Raw genomic sequence first — 18,357 nt, forward strand, 5'->3', positions numbered from 1 at the left:
GCCCGATGACTGCCGATCTTCCCGATGCGGGCGGCCCCCTGGCCCGCCTGAATGCGCAACTGGCGCGGATGCGCAGCACGCAGCCCTTCTGGGCGGACCTGCCGGAAGCGCCGCTGGACAGCCTGGCCGGGCTGGCGCGCCTGCCGGTGCTGCGCAAGTCGGACCTGGCGGCCATGCAGGCCAAGGATCCGCCCTTCGGCGGGCTGACGGGCGGGCCGGTCGGGGGGCTGCGGCGCTTGTTCGTCTCGCCCGGGCCGATCTTCGACCCCGAGGGGCGCGGACCCGACTGGTGGGGATCGGCTGCCGCCCTGTCCGCCGCCGGAGTGCGGCCCGGCGACGTGATCCTGAACACCTTTTCCTATCACCTGACCCCCGCCGCCTTTATCTTCGAGGCCGGGGCCGAGGCCCTGGGCTGCCCGGTTATCCCCGCCGGCCCGGGCAACACCGCCGATCAGCTTGTGGCGATCCGCCAATACCGCCCGCGCGTTTATGTCGGCGTGCCGGATTTCCTCAAGATCATCCTGGACAAGGCCGACGAGGGCGGGGTGGACCGCGCCTGCCTGGAAATCGGCATGGTCACGGGCGCCGCCCTGCCCGATTCCCTGCGCGCGGAACTGTCGGCGCGCGGGGTGGCGGTCAGCCAATGCTACGGCACCGCCGACCTGGGCATCGTGGCCCATGAGGACGGCGGGCCGGGCATGGTGCTGAACGGCGGCGCGATCGTGGAAATCGTGCGTCCAGGCACCGGGGATCCGGTTCCCGACGGCGAGGTGGGCGAGATCGTGGTCACGCGGCTGGATGCCGACTATCCCCTGCTGCGCTTCGCCACCGGCGACATGTCGGCGATCCTGCCCGCCGCCACGGGCGGGCGCCGCATCAAGGGCTGGATGGGGCGTGCCGATCAGGCGGCCAAGGTCAAGGGCATGTTCGTGCGCCCCGAACAGATCGCGGCCATCGGCAAGGCGGTCCCCGGCTGCCGCCGTTTGCGGCTGGAAATCACCCGGGCGGGCGAACAGGACCGGATGCATCTGCTGGTCGAACATCCCGACAGCGATGCCGCCGCCCCCCTGGCTCTGAAGCTGGCCGAGATCACCCGCCTGAAAGGCTCGGTCGATGTGGTGGCGCCCGGCAGCCTGCCCAACGACGGCCGCGTCATCGCGGACCTGCGCTGATCATTCCATCGCCGGGGCGCCGTCGGCCAGCCGCTCGCGGTCCAGCACGCGCACGGCGTTGCGGCCCAGCTCGATGATGCCCTCGTCGCGCAGCTCGCCCAGCATCCGGTTCACGGTCTGGCGCGAACAGCCGATCACCACGCCCAGCTGCGACTGGCTGATGGGCACCGCGTTGTCGGCGTCGCTGGTCAGCTGGCGCAGATACAGCCGGATGCGCTGCTGGGCGTTGTAGTAGTGATCGGCCGCCTTGTTGCGGTTTTCCCGCATCAGCCGGTCGTGCAGGATCGTGCACAGGTTCGGGATCAGGATCTGCGAGGGCACATGGACGTAAAGCGCCTTGGCCGGGCAGAACAGCACCGTGGTGTCGGGCAGCGTCAGGCAGCTGCACGCGCAGGGCCGCCCCGACAGGGCCTCGACCTCGCCCAGCATCTCGCCGGCGGTGGCCATGTGGACGATCACCTGATTGCCGGACGAATCGACATAGCCCACCTCGACCCGGCCCGAGGCGATGAAATAGCTGCCGGTCGTGGGCTCGCCCTGGCGCAGGATATAAGCGGGGGTTTTCAGGCTGCGGGCCGTGCACGAGGCCAGCAAAGCGTGCTTCTGATCCAGCGACAAGCCGGACAGGATCGGGGAGTCGAACAGTTGGGCGTAATCGGAAGGGTCGATCATTGTGGAAATCGGTCCATCAACAGCCGCGATGACCGTCAGTAAACCCAAGAGCGAAGCCAGAGAAAACAGCGAAAATGGCTATCCCGACCCGAAAAGGGCACCGCATCGGCCGATGCGACGGGATAGCCGAAACTCGCACTTGAACCCAGAATGTCTACGCACCACGACTGCGCCCCTTGACTGTTAGACCTTTCGTCGCAGCCGAAGTGTCAAGCAGGCGACATTTCGCCCGGGAAAATCGGGAAAATTCTTCCTTGATCGGTCAAACAACCATCAGACGATCAGAATCGCCCTGAAATCATTGACATTCGTCAATGTCGGTCCCGTGACGACCTGGGCGGCAATCCGCGCAAACAGGGTGTGGGCGTCGTTCGACAGCAGCGCCTGCCTGGCCGGATCCCGCCCGGCGCGGGCCAGCGTGTCCGGGCCGATCACCGCGCCCGCGACAGGGGCCGCGCCGTCGATGCCGTCGGTGTCGCAGGCCAGCGCGTGGATGCCCGCCGCGCCGTCGAGCGCCAGGGCAAGCGCCAGGCAGTATTCCGCATTCGGCCCGCCGACCCCGTTCCCGCGCCGCGTGACGGTCAGTTCGCCCCCCGAAAGAATCACCAGCGGCGGATCGCCTGGGCTGCGGGCGGCCTGCCGCGCCAGCGCCAGGCGGGCATGGACGGCCGCCACCTCGCGCGCCTCGCCTTCCAGCGAATCGCCCAGGATTTCGGTCATGCAGCCCGCCGCGCGGGCCAGGTCGGCGGCGGCCTCCAGCGACTGCGCGGGGGCGGCGATGACGCGGTTTTCCACCCTCGACAGGCGCGGATCGCCGGGCGGAACCACCCCGCTGCCCCCTTGCAGCGCGCGGATCACGCCGGGGGACACCGGGATGCGCCACCGTTCCAGCAGCGCCAGCGCATCGGCGGGGGCCGATCCGTCGCCCACCGTCGGCCCCGAGCCGATAAAGGCCGGATCGTCGCCCGGCACGTCCGAGATCATCAACGACAGCATCCGCGCGGGCCATGCGGCGGCGGCCAGCTGCCCGCCCTTCACCCGGGACAGATGCTTGCGCACCGTGTTCATCTGCCCGATCGGCGCGCCCGAGGCCAGAAGCGCCGCGTTCACCGCCTGCTTTTCCGCCAGCGTCACGCCCGGTACCGGCGCGCACAACAGCGCCGAGGCCCCGCCCGAGATCGGCGCCAGCACGAAGTCCGCGTCGGTCAGGCCCTTCAGCCGGTCCAGCACCCGCAGCGTGGCCTCGGCGCCGGCGGCGTCGGGCACGGGATGGGCGGCCTCGACGATCTCGATCCCCCGGCAGGGACGGGCATGGCCGTAGCGGGTGATGACCAGCCCTTCGCAAGGGCCCCAGGCGGCCTCTGCCGCCTCGGCCATGCGGGCGCTGGCCTTGCCCGCGCCGATCACCAAGACCCGCCCCGGGGGACGCGGCGGCAGATGGGCCGCCAGCACGCGCATCGGGTCGGCGGCGGCGACCGCGCGGTCGAACAGGCGGCGCAGAAAGGCGGCGGGATCGCTGTGCAGGCCGGTCATGTGCGGCGCTGGCCCAGGCCCCCGCCCGACTGGCGGCGGCGGGCGGTCTCGTGATGGGCCTCGGCGCAGGCCAGGTCGCGGGCGGCCCGGCGGACATAGGCCAGATGCGCATGGGCCGCCGTCCGGGCCGCCTCGGGGTCGCCGGCCAGGATCGCTTCGCCAATGGCCCGGTGCTGGTCGCGCAGGTGGTCGCGGACCTGCGGCAGCGTGAACATGCGCCCCCGGTTGGCCGCCACGTTGCTGCGCAGGTTGCCCGCCAAGGCCCGCATGATCTGCAACAGCACCAGGTTGTGGCTGGCCTCGTAGATGGCCTGGTGCAGGGCGGCGTCGGCCTCGGCCTCGTCCGCGGGACGGGCGGCGCCATGCGCGGCCTCGATCCCGTCCAGCGCGGCACGGATGCGCTCGCGGTCCACCTCCGTCGCGCGCGCGGCGGCCAGTCCCGCCGCGTGACTTTCCACCACGTCGCGGAAGTCCAGGTAATCGTCCTCGACCTCGGGCCTCTGGGCCAGTAGAGCCAGCAGCGGGTCGGTGATCGCCGCCCGGCCCAGGGCCGCCACGCGCAGGCCCCGGCCCTTTTCGCCCACCAGCAGCCCGCGGTCCTGCAACAGCTTCAGCCCGTCGCGCAGCGTGGGGCGCGAAACGTTCAGCCGCGCCGCAAGGTCGCGTTCCGGCAGCAGCCCCTCGCCCGGGGCGAGCGAGCCTTCCAGGATCAGCGTCTCGACATGGCGGGCGACGGCCTCGGCCGCGCGTTCGGGGCGGATGGAGAAATCGGTCATGGCACGGCCCTTATCCTTGCCGCCATCTCATCGCAATTGACAGGCTTGGTCAATTTATTTTACCAACGTCGGAACAGAAAGGCACAGCCATGTCCATCGCCATGCCGACGCCCGATCCCGGGATCATCGCCCGCGGCCCGCAGATCGTCGCCGCCCTGCGCGCCGTGCTGCCGCCCGATGCCGTGATCGACGACCCGCAGGAAACCCGCGCCTATGAATGCGACGCGCTGACCGCCTATCGCTGCCCGCCCCTGGCCGTGGTTCTGCCCCGCACGACCGCCGAGGTCGCGGCGGTGATGGGCGTGTGCGGCCGGATGGGCGTTCCGGTGGTGCCGCGCGGGGCGGGCACGTCGCTGGCGGGCGGCGCGCTGCCCACGGCGGACAGCGTGATCCTGGGCACCATGCGCCTGCGCGAGGTGCTGGAGATCGACACCGAAAACCGCTTCATCCGCGTGCAGACCGGCGTCACCAACCTATCGGTCAGCGCCGAGCTGGAGCTTTTCGGCTTTTTCTACGCGCCCGACCCGTCCTCGCAACTGGCCTGCACCATCGCGGGCAACATCGCCATGAACTCGGGCGGGGCGCATTGCCTGAAATACGGCGTCACGACCAACAACCTGCTGGGCGCGACGGTGGTGCTGACCACGGGCGAGGTCGTGGAACTGGGCGGCCCGGAGCTTGGCCCGATGGGGCTGGACCTGCTGGGCGTGCTGTGCGGGTCCGAAGGCCAGCTTGGCGTCGTGACCGAAGCCACCCTGCGCATCCTGCCCCGCCCCGAAGGCGCGCGGCCGGTGCTGATCGGGTTCGACAGCCCCGAGGTCGCGGGGGAATGTGTGGCCAACATCATCCGGTCGGGCGTCTTGCCGGTCGCCATCGAATACATGGACGAACCCTGTCTGCGCGCGGTCGAGGCCTTTGCCAAGGCGGGATACCCCGACTGCCCCGCCGTGCTGATCGTCGAGGTCGAGGGATCGCGCGCCGAGATCGACGACCAGATCGCCCGCATCCGCGCCATCGCCGACGCCCTGAACCCCGTCGAGTTCCGCGAAAGCCGCAATGCCGACGAGGCGCTGGCGATCTGGAAGGGCCGCAAGTCGGCCTTCGGCGCCATGGGCCGGCTGGGCGACTACATCTGCCTGGACGGCACCGTGCCGGTGGGACGGCTGCCTTATACCCTGCGCCGGATCGGCGAGCTGTCGCGCCAGCACGGGCTGGAGGTCGCCAACGTCTTTCACGCGGGCGACGGCAACATGCACCCCTTGATCCTGTTCGACGCCAACAAGCCGGGCGATCTGGCCCGGGCCGAGGCCTTCGGCTTCGACATCCTGCGCCTCTGCGTCGAGGTCGGCGGCTGCCTGACCGGCGAACACGGCGTGGGCGTGGAAAAGCGCGACCTGATGGGCAGCCAGTACGCCCCCGACGATCTGGCGATCCAGATGCAGGTGAAGGACGTGTTCGACCCCGGCTGGCTTTTGAACCCCGCCAAGGTCTTTCCGCTGGAGGCCAGCGCCGCGCATCGCGCGAGGGCGGCGGAATGAGCGTCGCCCTGGATCTGGCCCCCTCGACCGAAGCCGAAGTCGCGGACATCGTGGCCGATTGCCACGCCCGCCGCGCGCCCCTGCGCATCGCGGGCGGCGGCACGCGGGTGGAAAACCGCGCTTCCGGCGAAACGCTGTCGCTGTCGCGGCTGTCCGGCGTCGTCACCTATTCCCCCGGCGAGATGACGCTGATCGCCCGCCCCGGCACGCCCTTGCCCGAAATCCAGCAGATGCTGGCCGCCGAAGGCCAGGCCCTGGCCTTCGAGCCGCCCGACATGCGCGGCGTCGGGGGCGGCAACGGCACGCCCACCCTGGGCGGCGTGGTCGCCGCCAATGCCTCGGGTCCGCGCCGCTTGGCTGCGGGTGCCTGCCGCGATCACCTGCTGGGCGTGCGCTTTGTCGATGGCCGGGGCCGCGTGCTGAAGAACGGCGGGCGGGTGATGAAGAACGTCACCGGCCTGGACCTGTCCAAGCTGCTGGCCGGTTCCCACGGCACCCTGGGCATCCTGACCGAGGTGGTGCTGAAGACCCTGCCCTTGGCTCCCGCCCGTTGCACCCTGGCCTTTCCCGGCGTCACCGAGGAAACGGCCCTGCGCATCTTCACCGCGGCGCTCTCCACGCCGTTCGAGGTGTCGGGCGCGGCCCATGTCGGCGGCACGGCATACCTGCGGATCGAGGGGCTGGAAACGCAGCTTGCCTATCGCCGCGACCGGCTGCTGGCGCTGCTGGCGGAATGGCGCCCGCAGGTCACGGACGACGCTCCGTGGGACGCGATCCGCGACGTGGCGCATTTCGCGGGCGGCGGGCCGCTGTGGCGGATCCTGTGCAAGCCGACCGACGCGCCCGGCATCTGCGCGAAGCTGCGGGCGATGGGCGGGGATTGCTCGCTGGACTGGGGGGCTGGGCTGGTCTGGTATCGCGGCCCCGGCCATCCGCGCGCCCTTGCCCCCCATGCCACGCTGATCCGCCGCGACGGCGCGACCGGCCCGGCCTTTCCGCCGCTGGCCCCCGCCGTGGCGCGCCTGAACGAAGGACTGCGCCGCAGCTTCGACCCGGCGGGCATCCTCAACCCCGGCCTGATGGACGCGTAAGATGCAGACCACCTTCACCGCCGAACAACTGGCCGACCCGCTGACCGCGCGTTCGAACGAGATCCTGCGCACCTGCGTCCATTGCGGCTTCTGCACCGCCACCTGCCCCACCTACAAGGTGCTGGGCGATGAACTCGACAGCCCGCGCGGACGCATCTACCTGATCAAGGACATGCTGGAAAACGCCCGGGTGCCGGATGCGAAAACGGTCCAGCACATCGACCGCTGCCTGTCCTGCCTGTCCTGCATGACCACCTGCCCTTCGGGCGTCCACTACATGCACCTGGTCGATCACGCGCGCGAATACATCGAGGCGAACTATCGCCGTCCCCTGCCCGACCGCCTGCTGCGGTGGGTGCTGGCCAAGATCCTGCCCTATCCGGGCCGCTTCCGGCTGGCGCTGCGGGGGGCTCGGCTGGGCCGCCTGTTCCGGCGCCTGATGCCGGACCCCCGGTTGCGGGCCATGCTGGACATGGCCCCGCGCGACATCCCGCCGCCCAGCCTCAACGACCGCCCGCAGGTGTTTCCCGCCCAGGGACAGCGCCGCAAGCGCGTGGCGCTGCTGACGGGCTGCGCGCAGCGGGCGCTGAACACCGACATCAACGACGCCACCATCCGCCTGCTGCGCCGCCACGGCTGCGAGGTGGTGATCCCGCGCGGGCTTGGCTGTTGCGGCGCGCTGACCCACCACATGGGCCGCACCGGCGAAAGCCACGCCATGGCCGCCGCCAACATCCGCGCCTTGACGGCGGAAATCGACGGCGCGGGCCTGGACGCCCTTGTCATCAACACCTCGGGCTGCGGCACCACGGTCAAGGACTATGGCCACATGTTCGCGGGCGGCGCGCTGGAGGCCGACGCCGCCCGCGTGGCGCGTCTTGCCAAGGACATCGCCGAGGTGATGGCCGACCTGGGGCTGCGCGACGCCACCCACGCCCCGCCGCTGCGCGTCGGCTATCACGCCGCCTGCTCCTTGCAGCACGGCCAGGGGATCAAGGCCACCCCCAAGGAATTGCTGGCGGATGCGGGCTTCACCGTGCTGGAACCCAAGGACAGCCACATCTGCTGCGGATCGGCGGGCACCTACAACCTGATGCAGCCCGCCATCAGCGCCGAACTGAAGGCCCGAAAGGTCGCCACGCTCGAGGCCACCCGCCCCCAGGTGATCAGCGCGGGCAATATCGGCTGCATGATGCAGATCGGATCGGGCACCGGCGTGCCGGTCGTCCACACCGCCGAACTGCTGGACTGGGCCACCGGGGGGCCGAAACCCCCCGCGCTGCGGGACGTGGCGTGAAAATGCCACACAAAGGTTAATGTCGCAGCATTTCTGTCGGAAATTGTTGACGCGCTAACGGGCGAAGGTAAAGGCTCACGGGAAATCTCAGATGCCCGTGACCCTTCGACAGGTGCCCCCCATGTCCCTCTTGCCCCGTTCCCTGTTTCTGGCCAGCGTCAGCGCGCTGGCCATGGCTTGTGCCGCCGCCGCGCAGGATGCCGCCACGACCGGCGCCGACGACTCGGTCTTCGTGCTGGGCGACATCACCCTGACCGCCGACGACGTGTTGGGCTATGTCGCCAGCGGCGCGCAGACCACCAAATCCTCGACCCCCATCGCCGAATCGCAGCAATCGGTCTCGGTCGTGACCGAGGACCAGATCGACCAGCAGGGGGCGCAGAACCTGGGGCAGGCGCTTGGCTATACCGCCGGTGTCCTGGCCGAACCGTTCGGCATCGACCCGCGCTTCGACACGCCCTATATCCGCGGCTTCCGCGCCGACAACGCCCAATACGTGAACGGCCTGCGCCAGGGCCGCTATTTCGGCGCGATCAGCCAGGAAATCTACGGCCTCCAGCAGATCGAGGTGCTGCGCGGTCCGTCCTCGTCGCTGTACGGCGCGGGCTCGCCCCTGGGCGTCATCAACATGGTGCAGAAGCGCGCCCGGTCCTTCGACTTCGGAGAGGTCGGCCTGGGCTATGACAGCAACGACAGCCCCAGCCTGTTCTTCGACGTGAACCGCGCGCCGTCCGAGGATCTGTCCTTCCGCGTCACCGGCATCGGCCGCGACGAAAGCACCCAGATCGACGACCTGACCAACAAGGGCGGCTATCTGGCGGGCGCCGTCCGCTGGGCGCCGTCCGAGGCGACCACCATCGACTTCCTGGCGACCTACACCAAGGACGCCCCCATCTCGCCGACGGGGGTGCCCTTCGCGCTGACGCAGTCGGGCGACGGGGATGACCTGCGCGACCTTTACACCGGCCAGAAGGACTGGGACGACAGCGACCGCACCGCCTATTCGATCGGGGTCGAGGTCAGCCACGAGCTGGAGAACGGTTGGACCCTCAGCCAGGGCTTCCGCTACGAGGGACTGGACTGGGATTATCGCGGCACCTATGCCAGCACGGTCATCGACGCCGACACCATCAGCCGCGGTTCGAGCGAGCAGCGCGAGGACAGCGACACGATCAGCCTCGACACCCGCCTGACGGGCGAGGTCACGACCGGGCAGGCCGTCCACACGCTGCTGTTCGGGGTGGACGCGCGCAAATATGACGCCTTCGAAAGCAGCCAGTTCGGCACGGCCGCCAATCTGGACCTGGCCGACCCGGACTATTACGCGGGCGGCCAGACCCCCTTCGCCCCCGCCAATGCCGGCGATTCCACCCTGCGCCAGGTCGGCATCTATGCCCAGGACGAGGTCGAGTACGGCAACTGGCGCGGCTCGCTCGGCCTGCGCTACGACTGGGTCGAACAGACGGGCGAACGGTACGGCAGCCCGTCCGAATACAAGGACAACAAGGTGACCGGGCGTGCCGGGCTTGGCTATGTCATGGCGAACGGCGTCGCGCCCTATGTCAGCTATTCGACGTCCTTCGATCCTAATGCCGGTTTCGATCTCAACAATGAGATCCTCAGGCCAACCGAAGCGAAGCAGTGGGAAGTCGGCGTCAAGTATAGCCCGAGCGTATTCAACGGGCTTATTACCGTATCTGTCTATGACCTGACCCTTTCGGACGTGAACCGGTCGATTCAACGCCCGGATGGTCAGCCAGGAAGCGTCATTCGCCAGATCGACGAGGTGAAGTCGCAGGGCGTCGAGCTTGAGGCTACGGCTGAGTTGGCCGAGGGCTGGAGGCTGCGTGGCGGGTACGCCTACAACAAAACCGAGCAGGACGATCCTACCCGCTCGATCGATTCCAGTACTGGGCTGATCTTCGATGGCAAGGAACTGGCCGATGCGCCGAACCACCTTGCCAGCCTGTGGATCGACCGTGACTTCGGCATCGGCCTTCGCATCGGTGGCGGCATCCGTTACATCGGTACTCGCTTCATCAATGACAGCAATTCTGCCGAACTGGACAGCGTGACGCTGGTCGATCTGGGCGGCAGCTACACCCGCGACAACGTCGAGGCGTCGCTGAACCTTTCCAACCTCACCGACGAGGTTTACGTGGGCGCCTGCGGGTTCTCGTACTGCTCGTATGGCGAAGGCCGGACCGTAACGGCGAAGGTCGCCTACAAGTGGTAGGCCCGGAGGCCCTCACGCCTCACCGCCGCGCCTTTCTGACCGCCGCCGGGGCCCTCCTGGCGGCGGGCTTGCCTTTGCGGGCCGCCCCATCCCCGATCCGGCAGTCCCCGACGGGGCAGCCCGCGCCCCGGCTGGCCGCCATCGACTGGGCGATGCTGGAAACCGCCGCTGCGATCGGCCACATGCCCGTCGCCGCCGCCGAACTGGTCCGCTTCCGCGCCGATGCGATCACGCCCGCGATCCCCCCGGATGTCACCGACCTGGGCCTGCGCGGCGCCCCGAACTTCGAACTGCTGCAACTGGTCCGCCCGGATCTGATCCTGTCCTCGCCTTTTTACGCCCGCTACGAGGATCGGCTGCGTGGGATCGCCCCGGTCCTGTCCCTGCCCTTCTTTGTGCCAGGAGAGCCGCCGTTGCCCAAGGCGCTGGCCGCCCTGACGGCGCTTGCGGACGCCATCGGCGATCCGACGGCGGGCGCGCGCGCGGCGGCGGAAACCGGGAACAGGCTGGACCGCCTGGCCGCGCGGCTGGCGCCGTTCCGCGACCGGCCCGTGGCGCTTGTCAACATCGGCGACGGGCGGCACATGCGGGCCTTCGGCTTCGACAGCCTGTTCGGCAGCACGCTGGACCGGCTGGGCCTGCGGAACGCCTGGGCCGAGGCGACCGCCTTCAGCTTTCTCGCCCCCGTTCCGATCGAGCGGCTGGCCGCCATGCCCGATGCCCGGCTGGTCAACATCGGCGCCCTGCCCCCGGCGGCGGAACGCGCCTTGGGGCGCAGCATCCTGTGGCGCGCCCTGCCCCCGGTGGCCGAGAACCGCAGCTATCTGCTGCCCGACACCAATGCCTTTGGCGCCGTTCCCGCCGCGCTGCGCTTTGCCACGCTGCTGGCCCAGGCCTTCGAGGCAGGGCCAAAGGCCGTCGCATGATCCGCCTGCTGCCCTTTGCCCTGCTGGCCGCCGCCCTGTGGCTGGCGGCGGCGCTGCATCTGCTGCCCCTGGCCGAATGGCCCGCCTGGCCGCTGGACCCGGCGCGGATGGACATTCCCCAGATCCTGCTGGGCTTCGGCCTGATGCCGCGCGGCGCGGTGGCGCTGCTGGCGGGGGCGGTGCTGGGCCTGTCGGGCGCGATCCTGCAAGTGGTGCTGAGAAACCCCGTCGCCGATCCGACCACGCTGGGGATCTCGGCGGGGGCGCAGCTGGCCCTGGTTGTGGCCACCATGCTGGCGCCGGAACTGCTGGAAGGGGGCCGCTGGCCGGTGGCTGGGGCCGGGGCGGGGCTGGCCGCGGGGCTGGTGCTGCTGATCGGCGCGCGGCGGGGCTTTGCGCCGGTGACGATGGTGATCGCCGGGATGCTGGTGGGCATGACCGCCAGCGCGGTCGCCACGGCCATGACGCTGGCGCAAGGCCAATATCTGCTGTCGCTGGTGATCTGGAACGGCGGCTCGCTGGTGCAGGGGGACTGGTCGGGCGTGCGCGCGCTGGCGGGGGTGCTGGCTTTGGGCGGCTTCGCGGCGGCCTTGCTGGCCCGCCCCCTGCGCGTGCTGTCGCTGGGGATCGAGGGCGCGCAGGGCCTGGGCCTGAACGTGACCGGGGTGCGGCTGCTGGCGGTGGCGGTGGCGGTGACCCTGGCCGCCGCCGTGTCCGCCGAACTGGGGCTGATCGCCTTTGTCGGGCTGGCCGCGCCCGCCCTGGCGCGCACCTTGGGCGCGCAGTCGATCCCCCGCCTGCTGGCCTTGTCGCCGGTGATCGGCGCGCTGATCCTGTCGCTGTGCGACGGTCTGGTGCTGCTGGTGGCGAACCGCCTGGGCGAGATGTTTCCGACCGGCGCGCTGACCGGGCTGATCGGCGGGCCGCTGCTGATCTGGCTTTTGCCGCGCCTGCGCGGATCGACCCCGCCGGGCACGGAACGCGCCGAAGGCCCCGCGCCGCGCCGCGACCGCCCGGCGCCGCTGCTGGCCGGGCTGGCCCTGGCCCTGGTCATGGCCGCCCTTGCGCTGGTCTGGATCGGCCGCGTGCCCGGGGGTTGGGCGGTGCTGGATGCCCAAAGCTTCGCCGCGTTCCTGCCGATGCGCCTGCCGCGCCTGATCGCCGCCGCCGCCGCGGGGGCCGCGCTGGCGCTGGCCGGGGCGATCCTGCAACGGCTGACCGCGAACCCGCTGGCCTCGCCCGAGGTGCTGGGCGTTTCGGGCGGCGGGGCGATGGGCTATGCGGCCGCGGTTTATCTGCTGGCCGCGCCCTCGGCGGTGGCGCTGACGGGGGGCACCATGGCGGGCGGCGCCCTGGCCCTGGTGCTGATCGCCGCCTTTGTCAGCCGCCGCGACATGCCCGCCGAACGGGTGCTGCTGGCGGGGATCGCGGTTTCGGCGCTCGCCTCGGCGGTGCTGTCGGGGGCGATGGCGGTGGGCGACACGCGGTCCTTCCAGATCCTCGCCTGGGTGTCGGGGTCGTCCTCCGCCGTGACCATGCCCGGCGCGCTGGCCCTTGCGGCGGTCGCGGCGCTGCTGTGGACCGGGGCGCTGCTGGCGCGCCGCTGGCTGGCGGTGCTGCCCCTTGGCCCGGAGGTCGCGGGCGGCCTGGGCCTGCCGCTGCGGCTGGCGCGGCTGCTGCTGATCGCCCTGGCCGGGACGGCGACCGGAGCCGCGACCGTGCTGGTCGGCCCGCTGTCCTTTGTCGGCCTGATGGCCCCGCACATGGCGCGCCGCCTGGGCCTTGCGCGGCCCGGCGATCACGTCACCGGCGCGGCGCTGATCGGCGCGGGGCTGATGCTGGCCGCCGATTTCGGCGCGCGCATGGCGGGCTTTCCTTATGAGCTGCCGTTGGGCCTGTTCGCGTCCCTGATCGGCGCCCCCTGGCTGATCTGGCTGATGATGAGACGCATCCGATGACCCTGTTTTCCCTCAGCGACCTGACCGTGGACGTGCCGGGCCGGCGCCTGCTGCACGGCCTGACGCTGGATCTGCCCGCGGGGCGGATGATCGCGCTGATCGGCCACAATGGGTCGGGCAAGTCCACCCTGCTGAAGGCGCTGGCCCGGCAGATCGCGCCAAACGGCGGCCATGTCGCCTTTGAAGGCCGCGCCCTTTCCGACTGGCGCCCCCGCGACTATGCCCGCCGCCTGGCCTTTCTGCCCCAGCATCCCCCGGCCGCCGAAGGGATGACCGTGCGCGAGCTGGTGGCGCTTGGCCGCTATCCCTGGCACGGCGCGCTTGGCCGCTTCGGCCCCCACGACCATGCAACCGTCGCCCGCGCCATGGCCGAATGCGGCGTGTCCCCCTTTGCCGACCGGCTGGTCGATACCCTTTCGGGCGGCGAACGCCAGCGGGCCTGGCTGGCGATGATGGTCGCGCAGGAGGCGGGCGCCCTGCTGCTGGACGAGCCGATCAGCGCGCTTGACATCGCCCACCAGGTCGAGGTTCTGGCGCTTGTCCGCCGCATGTGCCATGAGGCGGGCCGCAGCGCCGTGATCGTGTTGCACGAGGTCAACATGGCCGCCCGATTCTGCGACCACGTGGTCGCGCTGAAGGGGGGCCGCCTGGCCTTGCAGGGCGGGCCGTCCGACCTGATGCGGCCGCACGCGCTGGAACAGATCTACGGCCTGCCGATGCAGGTGCTGACCCGCGCCGACGGCAGCCCGGTGGCCGTCCCCGCCTGAAGGAAAACCGATGCTGCGCCAGTTCTTTTCCTATTACCGCCCCTTCATGGGTCTGTTCTGGCTGGATTTCGGCTGCGCGGTGCTGTCGGGCCTGCTGGAACTGGCCTTTCCGCTGGCGATCACCGCCTTTATCGACCACCTGCTGCCGCAGGGCAACTGGACGCTGACGGTGGCCGCCGCCGCAGGGCTTCTGGTGCTGTATGCGGTCAACGCGGGCCTGCTGACGGTGGTGATCTATTGGGGCCACAAGCTGGGCATCAACATCGAGACCGCCATGCGCGCCCGCGCCTTCGACCACCTGACGCGGCTGTCCTGGCGCTGGTACGACCGCGCGCGCACCGGCAAGCTGGTCGCCCGCGTGACCCGCGACCTGGAGGAGATCGGAGAGGTCGCCCATCACGGCCCCGAGGACGCCTTTATCGCCATCATGACCTTTGCCGGCGCCTTTGCGCTGATGTTCTGGGTAAACCCCCGGCTTGCGGTGATCGTGGCGCTGATCGTGCCCGCGATGCTGGGCATCGTGATCTTTTACGGCGGCCGGATGACGCGGACCTGGCGCGCCATCTATTCCCGCGTGGGCGATTTCAACGTCCGGCTGGAGGAAGCCCTGGGCGGCGTCCGCGTGGTCCAGGCCTTCGGCAACGAGGCGCACGAAACCGAACTTTTCGGCTATGACAACCAGCGTTACCGGACCACCAAGCTGGAAGCCTACAAGGTGATGGCGGTATCCTCGGCGCTGCAATACATGGGTCTGCGGCTGGTGCAGGTGATCGTGATGGTGGTCGGCGCGGGCTTCGTGCTGGAGGGCGATCTGACCACCGGCGGCTTTGTGGGCTTTCTTTTGCTGGTGGGCGTCTTTTATCGCCCGCTGGAAAAGATCGCCGCCGTGATCGAGACCTATCCGCGCGGCATCGCGGGCTTCCGCCGTTATCAGGAACTGCTGGCGACCGAGCCGGAAATCACCGACGCCCCCGACGCGGTCGAAGCGCCCCCCTTGCGCGGCGACATCGTGTTTGAAAACGTCGGCTTCGCCTATGAGGAAGGCCGCACCATCCTGGACGGCATCGACCTGCACGTGCGGGCCGGGGAAACCGTGGCCTTTGTCGGCCCGTCCGGCGCGGGCAAGACCACGCTGCTGGCGCTGTTGCCGCGCTTTTACGAACCGACAACGGGCCGGATCACCGTGGACGGGCTGGCGCTGCCTTCGATGCGGCTGAACAGCCTGCGCCGCCAGATCGGGCTGGTCAGCCAGGACGTGTTCCTGTTCGGCGGCACGCTGCGCGAGAACATCGGCTATGGCCGTCTGGGCGCGACCGACGAGGACATCCGCCAGGCCGCCGCGCAGGCGCAGCTGACCTCGATGATCGAAGGGCTGCCCGACGGGCTGGACACGATCGTGGGCGAACGCGGCGTGATGCTGTCGGGCGGACAGAAGCAGCGCGTGGCGATCGCCCGGGCCTTTCTGAAGAACCCCCCGATCCTGATCCTGGACGAGGCGACAAGCGCGCTCGACAGCCAGACCGAGCGCGAGATCCAGCAGGCGCTGGACGCCCTGGCCGCCGGCCGCACCACGCTGGTCATCGCGCACCGGCTGGGCACGATCCGCAACGCCGACCGCATCGTTGTCATGCAGGCGGGCCGGATCGCGGAAATCGGCAGCCATGCCGAGCTGATCGCCCGGGGCGGGATCTATGCCCGGCTGGCCGCCTGAACGGCCCGGTCCGGCCGGATCGCCGCGCCGGGCGCCGCATTCCCACCAGGTCCGGGCGGGCGTTAACGAAAACTTTAAAAAAGTCTTAATAGTTCGTTCAATCATGCGATATTGCGTGGCATCGCCTGCCTGCTTCGGTCGGGCGGTGCCGTTCCCCTGGATTGCAGCAAAGGGGTTTTCTGTATGTTGCCTTGTGAAGGAGAAGTTTATGACAACGACCTTGAAAGCCGCGCTTCTGGCCGCCGCGGCAAGCCTCGGCATCGGCCATGCCGCCGATGCGGCCACCGTGGCCAGCGTGGACGTGGCCTGGGGAAAGACCGGAACCCTGGTCCATGAGATCGACCAGGCGGGCGACTATACGCTGGATTTCACCGGCAAGGGCAAGCTGTGGTTCAACCCGAACTACCTGGGCAAGGCGGCCTATGTCTTTGCCGAGGTGAACGACGGGCTGGACGATCTGCTCGGCACGCTGGGCGGCGGCGTCAAATGGGACGTGATGAAGGACAGCTCGGTCGATCTGGGCTATCTGGCCCTGGGCATTGACTTCATCGCCGGCATCTGGGCCCTGGGCGGCCCGGTGACGATGAGCCTGAACGTCGAGGACAGCCCGGCCCCCGCGCCGGTGCCGCTGCCCGCGACCCTGCCGCTGCTGGCGGCGGCGATGGGCGCTGCGGGCCTGGTCGCGCGCCGGCGCAAGGACGCCTGAAGAAAGGCGCAGGCGGGGCCCGGCCCCGCCTTCAGCCCCAGTACGCGGCGGCGGTGAAGGCCTTGCGGTCCATCCCCCGCGCCAGAAGATGCTGGCGCGCCTGGCGCGCCTGCCCCGCCTCGGCGGCGAACCAGACAAAGGCGCCGGGCCCCAGATCCGCCGCCGCCAGAGCCGCCAGCATGTCGTCGCAGCGGGTCACGCGCGGATCGGCCGCCATCGGTCCCAAGTCGGAATAACAGGCGCGGACATGGGCCGTCACCTCGCCCTCCGCCAGATCCAGCATCCGGGCGATGGCGGGCAGCGCGGTCTCGTCCCCGAACAGGTGCAGGCGATCCGCTTCGGGGCACCAGCCGCCCCCCGGCCCGACAATGCCCACTTCGGCGCCTTCGGGCCCGGACAAGGCCCAATCGCAGGTCGGGCTGCCCGCATGGCGGAAGATGTCGAAATCCAGCCAGTCGTTTCCCTGGTCGGCCACGGTGTAGACCGGCCGGTGCAGGGCGTCCGCGCCTTCGGGCCATTCCGTCCGCCCCGAGACGCCGATTCGCGGCCACACCGCCGCACGGCCCTGGGGCGGCAGAAGCAGGCGGAAATGCAGGCTGCCCGTCGCGAATCGCGCCGCGTCCGGCCCCGACAGCCGCACCCGGACGAACCCCGGCGAGCGTTGCGTCACCGACCGGACGCGCATCAGCGACAAGCCCGGAGCAAGCGCCCCCGCATCGACGCGGTCCCAGGCGATCTCCAGCCCGGCTTCGGCGAACAGTTCGGTCGCGCTGTCCTGAAGAGTGCCGATCAGCCGCGCCTCGGGGGCCGACAGTTCGACGCGCATGTCGTCGCCGCCCGGCACCAGCCGCAACTCGCAGCCCCAGACGAACAGGCTCAGCGCCTCGGGCGTTTCCACAAGGGGCACCTCCCAGGCGGCGGCGCGGGCCTTCAAGGCCGCGGCCGCCGCGCCCGAGGTGCGCGGAATGGTGCCGGAATTGCGGTGGCTGCGCAGAAGCGACATGACGCGGGCCTTTCCATGTGTGCGGTTTTCTTATACTGAACCAATTCAGTCAACAATACGAAACTGTCCGCGCGCATGAGCTATCTGCACAGGATGACCTGCCGGACCGAAGGGATCCGGGCCACCGTTCCGGTCCGCTGGCGCGGTCTGGACGGCATGGTCGGCGTCTTCTGGCAGGCCGAAGGACAGGCGGGCGCCAAGGGCTATTATCTGTCGCCCGACCCGCGCATCGTGCTGTTCCTGAATGACGTGTCGTCCCATATCCTGGTGTCGAACCGCGACAACGCCATTGCGGCCGGGGGGCGGCCGATGATGCGGGCGATCTATGTCCCGGCGGGCGTGCCGTTGTGGTCCCGCTTCACGGGGGGCCATCGATTCGCGCATCTCGACCTGCACATCCACCGCGACCGGCTGCTGCGGTTCCTGTCGCCGCCGCTGGGCGCGTCGGACGCGCTGTCCGCCCTGCGCCGCCCGGTCGAGGTGCAGGACGCCCCGGCCCTGGCCACGCTGGCCGGGCTGCTGGCGGACGAGCTGTCGCGGCCCGGCCGTCACCCGCTCTTTGCCGAAAGCCTGATCGGCAGCATCGCCACGGGGCTGCTGGACATTCCCGCCGGCGGCGGCGACCGGGTCTCGGGCGGGCTGACGCCCGCGCAGATGCGCCGGCTGACGGCGGCGCTGAAGGCGCGCGCCGACCGGCGCATGACCGTGGCGGACATGGCCGCGACGGTGGGGCTGTCGGAAAGCTGGTTCGCGGCGGTCTTCAAGCAGACGACCGGCCAGACGCCCTTGCAATGGCAGCTGGCCCAGCGGATCGCGCGGGCGCAGCGCATGCTGGCCGAAAGCGCGCTGACCGTGGCCGATGTCGCGGCGCAGCTTGGCTTTTCCGACCAGGCGCACCTGACGCGGGTGTTCCGCCAGATCACGGGCGAAACGCCCGCGGCCTGGCGGCGGATGCAGGCGGCGGGCTGACC

15 protein-coding genes are annotated in these 18,357 nt (G+C 70.1%); 11 read left to right on the top strand and 4 right to left on the bottom strand.

Annotated features, from left to right (window positions below; translation table 11 throughout):
• The first annotated feature begins 5 nt into the window (after window positions 1–5).
• Entirely contained in the window at window positions 6–1,172 is a 1,167-nt protein-coding gene (locus ACFOM8_RS12470) for a phenylacetate--CoA ligase family protein (protein ID WP_377761782.1), read from the top strand.
• On the opposite strand, the gene ACFOM8_RS12475 is transcribed toward ACFOM8_RS12470, so the two are convergent.
• The 3 genes from ACFOM8_RS12475 to ACFOM8_RS12485 all read right to left on the bottom strand — a co-directional run bounded on the left by ACFOM8_RS12475 (window position 1,173) and on the right by ACFOM8_RS12485 (window position 4,153).
• A complete protein-coding gene (locus tag ACFOM8_RS12475; RefSeq protein ID WP_377761784.1) occupies window positions 1,173–1,844 on the bottom strand; it encodes a Crp/Fnr family transcriptional regulator in 672 nt (223 codons plus the stop codon).
• Window positions 1,845–2,117: 273 nt separating this feature from the next.
• Window positions 2,118–3,377: a glycerate kinase type-2 family protein gene (locus ACFOM8_RS12480; RefSeq protein ID WP_377761786.1), complete on the bottom strand. Its 1,260-nt coding sequence runs from the start codon at window positions 3,375–3,377 to the stop codon at window positions 2,118–2,120.
• The gene (locus tag ACFOM8_RS12485) at window positions 3,374–4,153 is read right to left on the bottom strand and encodes an FCD domain-containing protein (RefSeq protein WP_377761788.1); all 780 of its coding nucleotides are present in this window, start codon (window positions 4,151–4,153) and stop codon (window positions 3,374–3,376) included. The genes ACFOM8_RS12480 and ACFOM8_RS12485 overlap by 4 nt, the downstream gene beginning before the upstream one ends.
• Window positions 4,154–4,248: 95 nt before the next feature.
• On the opposite strand from ACFOM8_RS12485, the gene ACFOM8_RS12490 reads away from it, so the two are divergent.
• The 9 genes from ACFOM8_RS12490 (at window position 4,249) to ACFOM8_RS12530 (ending at window position 16,383) form a co-directional block, all read left to right on the top strand.
• On the top strand, window positions 4,249–5,691 hold the full coding sequence (locus ACFOM8_RS12490; protein ID WP_377761926.1) for an FAD-linked oxidase C-terminal domain-containing protein: 1,443 nt from the start codon (window positions 4,249–4,251) through the stop codon (window positions 5,689–5,691).
• Between the two features lie 14 nt (window positions 5,692–5,705).
• Window positions 5,706–6,782: an FAD-binding protein gene (locus ACFOM8_RS12495; protein ID WP_377761928.1), complete on the top strand. Its 1,077-nt coding sequence runs from the start codon at window positions 5,706–5,708 to the stop codon at window positions 6,780–6,782.
• Between the two features lies 1 nt (window position 6,783).
• Window positions 6,784–8,079 (top strand): glycolate oxidase subunit GlcF, encoded by a 1,296-nt coding sequence (gene glcF / locus ACFOM8_RS12500; RefSeq protein WP_377761790.1) that lies wholly within the window; start codon window positions 6,784–6,786, stop codon window positions 8,077–8,079.
• Window positions 8,080–8,200: 121 nt separating this feature from the next.
• Window positions 8,201–10,315 (top strand): TonB-dependent siderophore receptor, encoded by a 2,115-nt coding sequence (locus ACFOM8_RS12505; RefSeq protein ID WP_377761792.1) that lies wholly within the window; start codon window positions 8,201–8,203, stop codon window positions 10,313–10,315.
• Window positions 10,309–11,241: an ABC transporter substrate-binding protein gene (locus tag ACFOM8_RS12510; RefSeq protein ID WP_377761794.1), complete on the top strand. Its 933-nt coding sequence runs from the start codon at window positions 10,309–10,311 to the stop codon at window positions 11,239–11,241. Before ACFOM8_RS12505 ends, ACFOM8_RS12510 begins: the two co-directional genes overlap by 7 nt.
• The gene (gene fhuB, locus ACFOM8_RS12515; RefSeq protein WP_377761796.1) at window positions 11,238–13,199 is read left to right on the top strand and encodes a Fe(3+)-hydroxamate ABC transporter permease FhuB; all 1,962 of its coding nucleotides are present in this window, start codon (window positions 11,238–11,240) and stop codon (window positions 13,197–13,199) included. Before ACFOM8_RS12510 ends, fhuB begins: the two co-directional genes overlap by 4 nt.
• Window positions 13,196–13,966: an ABC transporter ATP-binding protein gene (locus tag ACFOM8_RS12520; RefSeq protein ID WP_377761798.1), complete on the top strand. Its 771-nt coding sequence runs from the start codon at window positions 13,196–13,198 to the stop codon at window positions 13,964–13,966. The genes fhuB and ACFOM8_RS12520 overlap by 4 nt, the downstream gene beginning before the upstream one ends.
• A gap of 10 nt (window positions 13,967–13,976) precedes the next feature.
• Window positions 13,977–15,677, top strand: a complete 1,701-nt coding sequence (locus ACFOM8_RS12525) for an ABC transporter ATP-binding protein (RefSeq protein WP_377761800.1) — start codon at window positions 13,977–13,979, stop codon at window positions 15,675–15,677.
• A 208-nt stretch (window positions 15,678–15,885) separates the two neighbouring features.
• Complete coding sequence (locus ACFOM8_RS12530) at window positions 15,886–16,383, top strand: VPLPA-CTERM sorting domain-containing protein (protein WP_377761802.1); 498 nt, start codon at window positions 15,886–15,888, stop codon at window positions 16,381–16,383.
• Window positions 16,384–16,414: 31 nt separating this feature from the next.
• Here the strand turns inward: ACFOM8_RS12530 and ACFOM8_RS12535 are convergent, their stop codons facing one another.
• The gene (locus ACFOM8_RS12535; protein ID WP_377761804.1) at window positions 16,415–17,386 is read right to left on the bottom strand and encodes a siderophore-interacting protein; all 972 of its coding nucleotides are present in this window, start codon (window positions 17,384–17,386) and stop codon (window positions 16,415–16,417) included.
• Window positions 17,387–17,461: 75 nt separating this feature from the next.
• On the opposite strand from ACFOM8_RS12535, the gene ACFOM8_RS12540 reads away from it, so the two are divergent.
• Window positions 17,462–18,355: a helix-turn-helix domain-containing protein gene (locus ACFOM8_RS12540; protein WP_377761806.1), complete on the top strand. Its 894-nt coding sequence runs from the start codon at window positions 17,462–17,464 to the stop codon at window positions 18,353–18,355.
• Window positions 18,356–18,357 lie beyond the last annotated feature (2 nt).

The organism is Paracoccus angustae (genome assembly GCF_042648745.1).
Taxonomy (GTDB): domain Bacteria; phylum Pseudomonadota; class Alphaproteobacteria; order Rhodobacterales; family Rhodobacteraceae; genus Paracoccus; species Paracoccus angustae.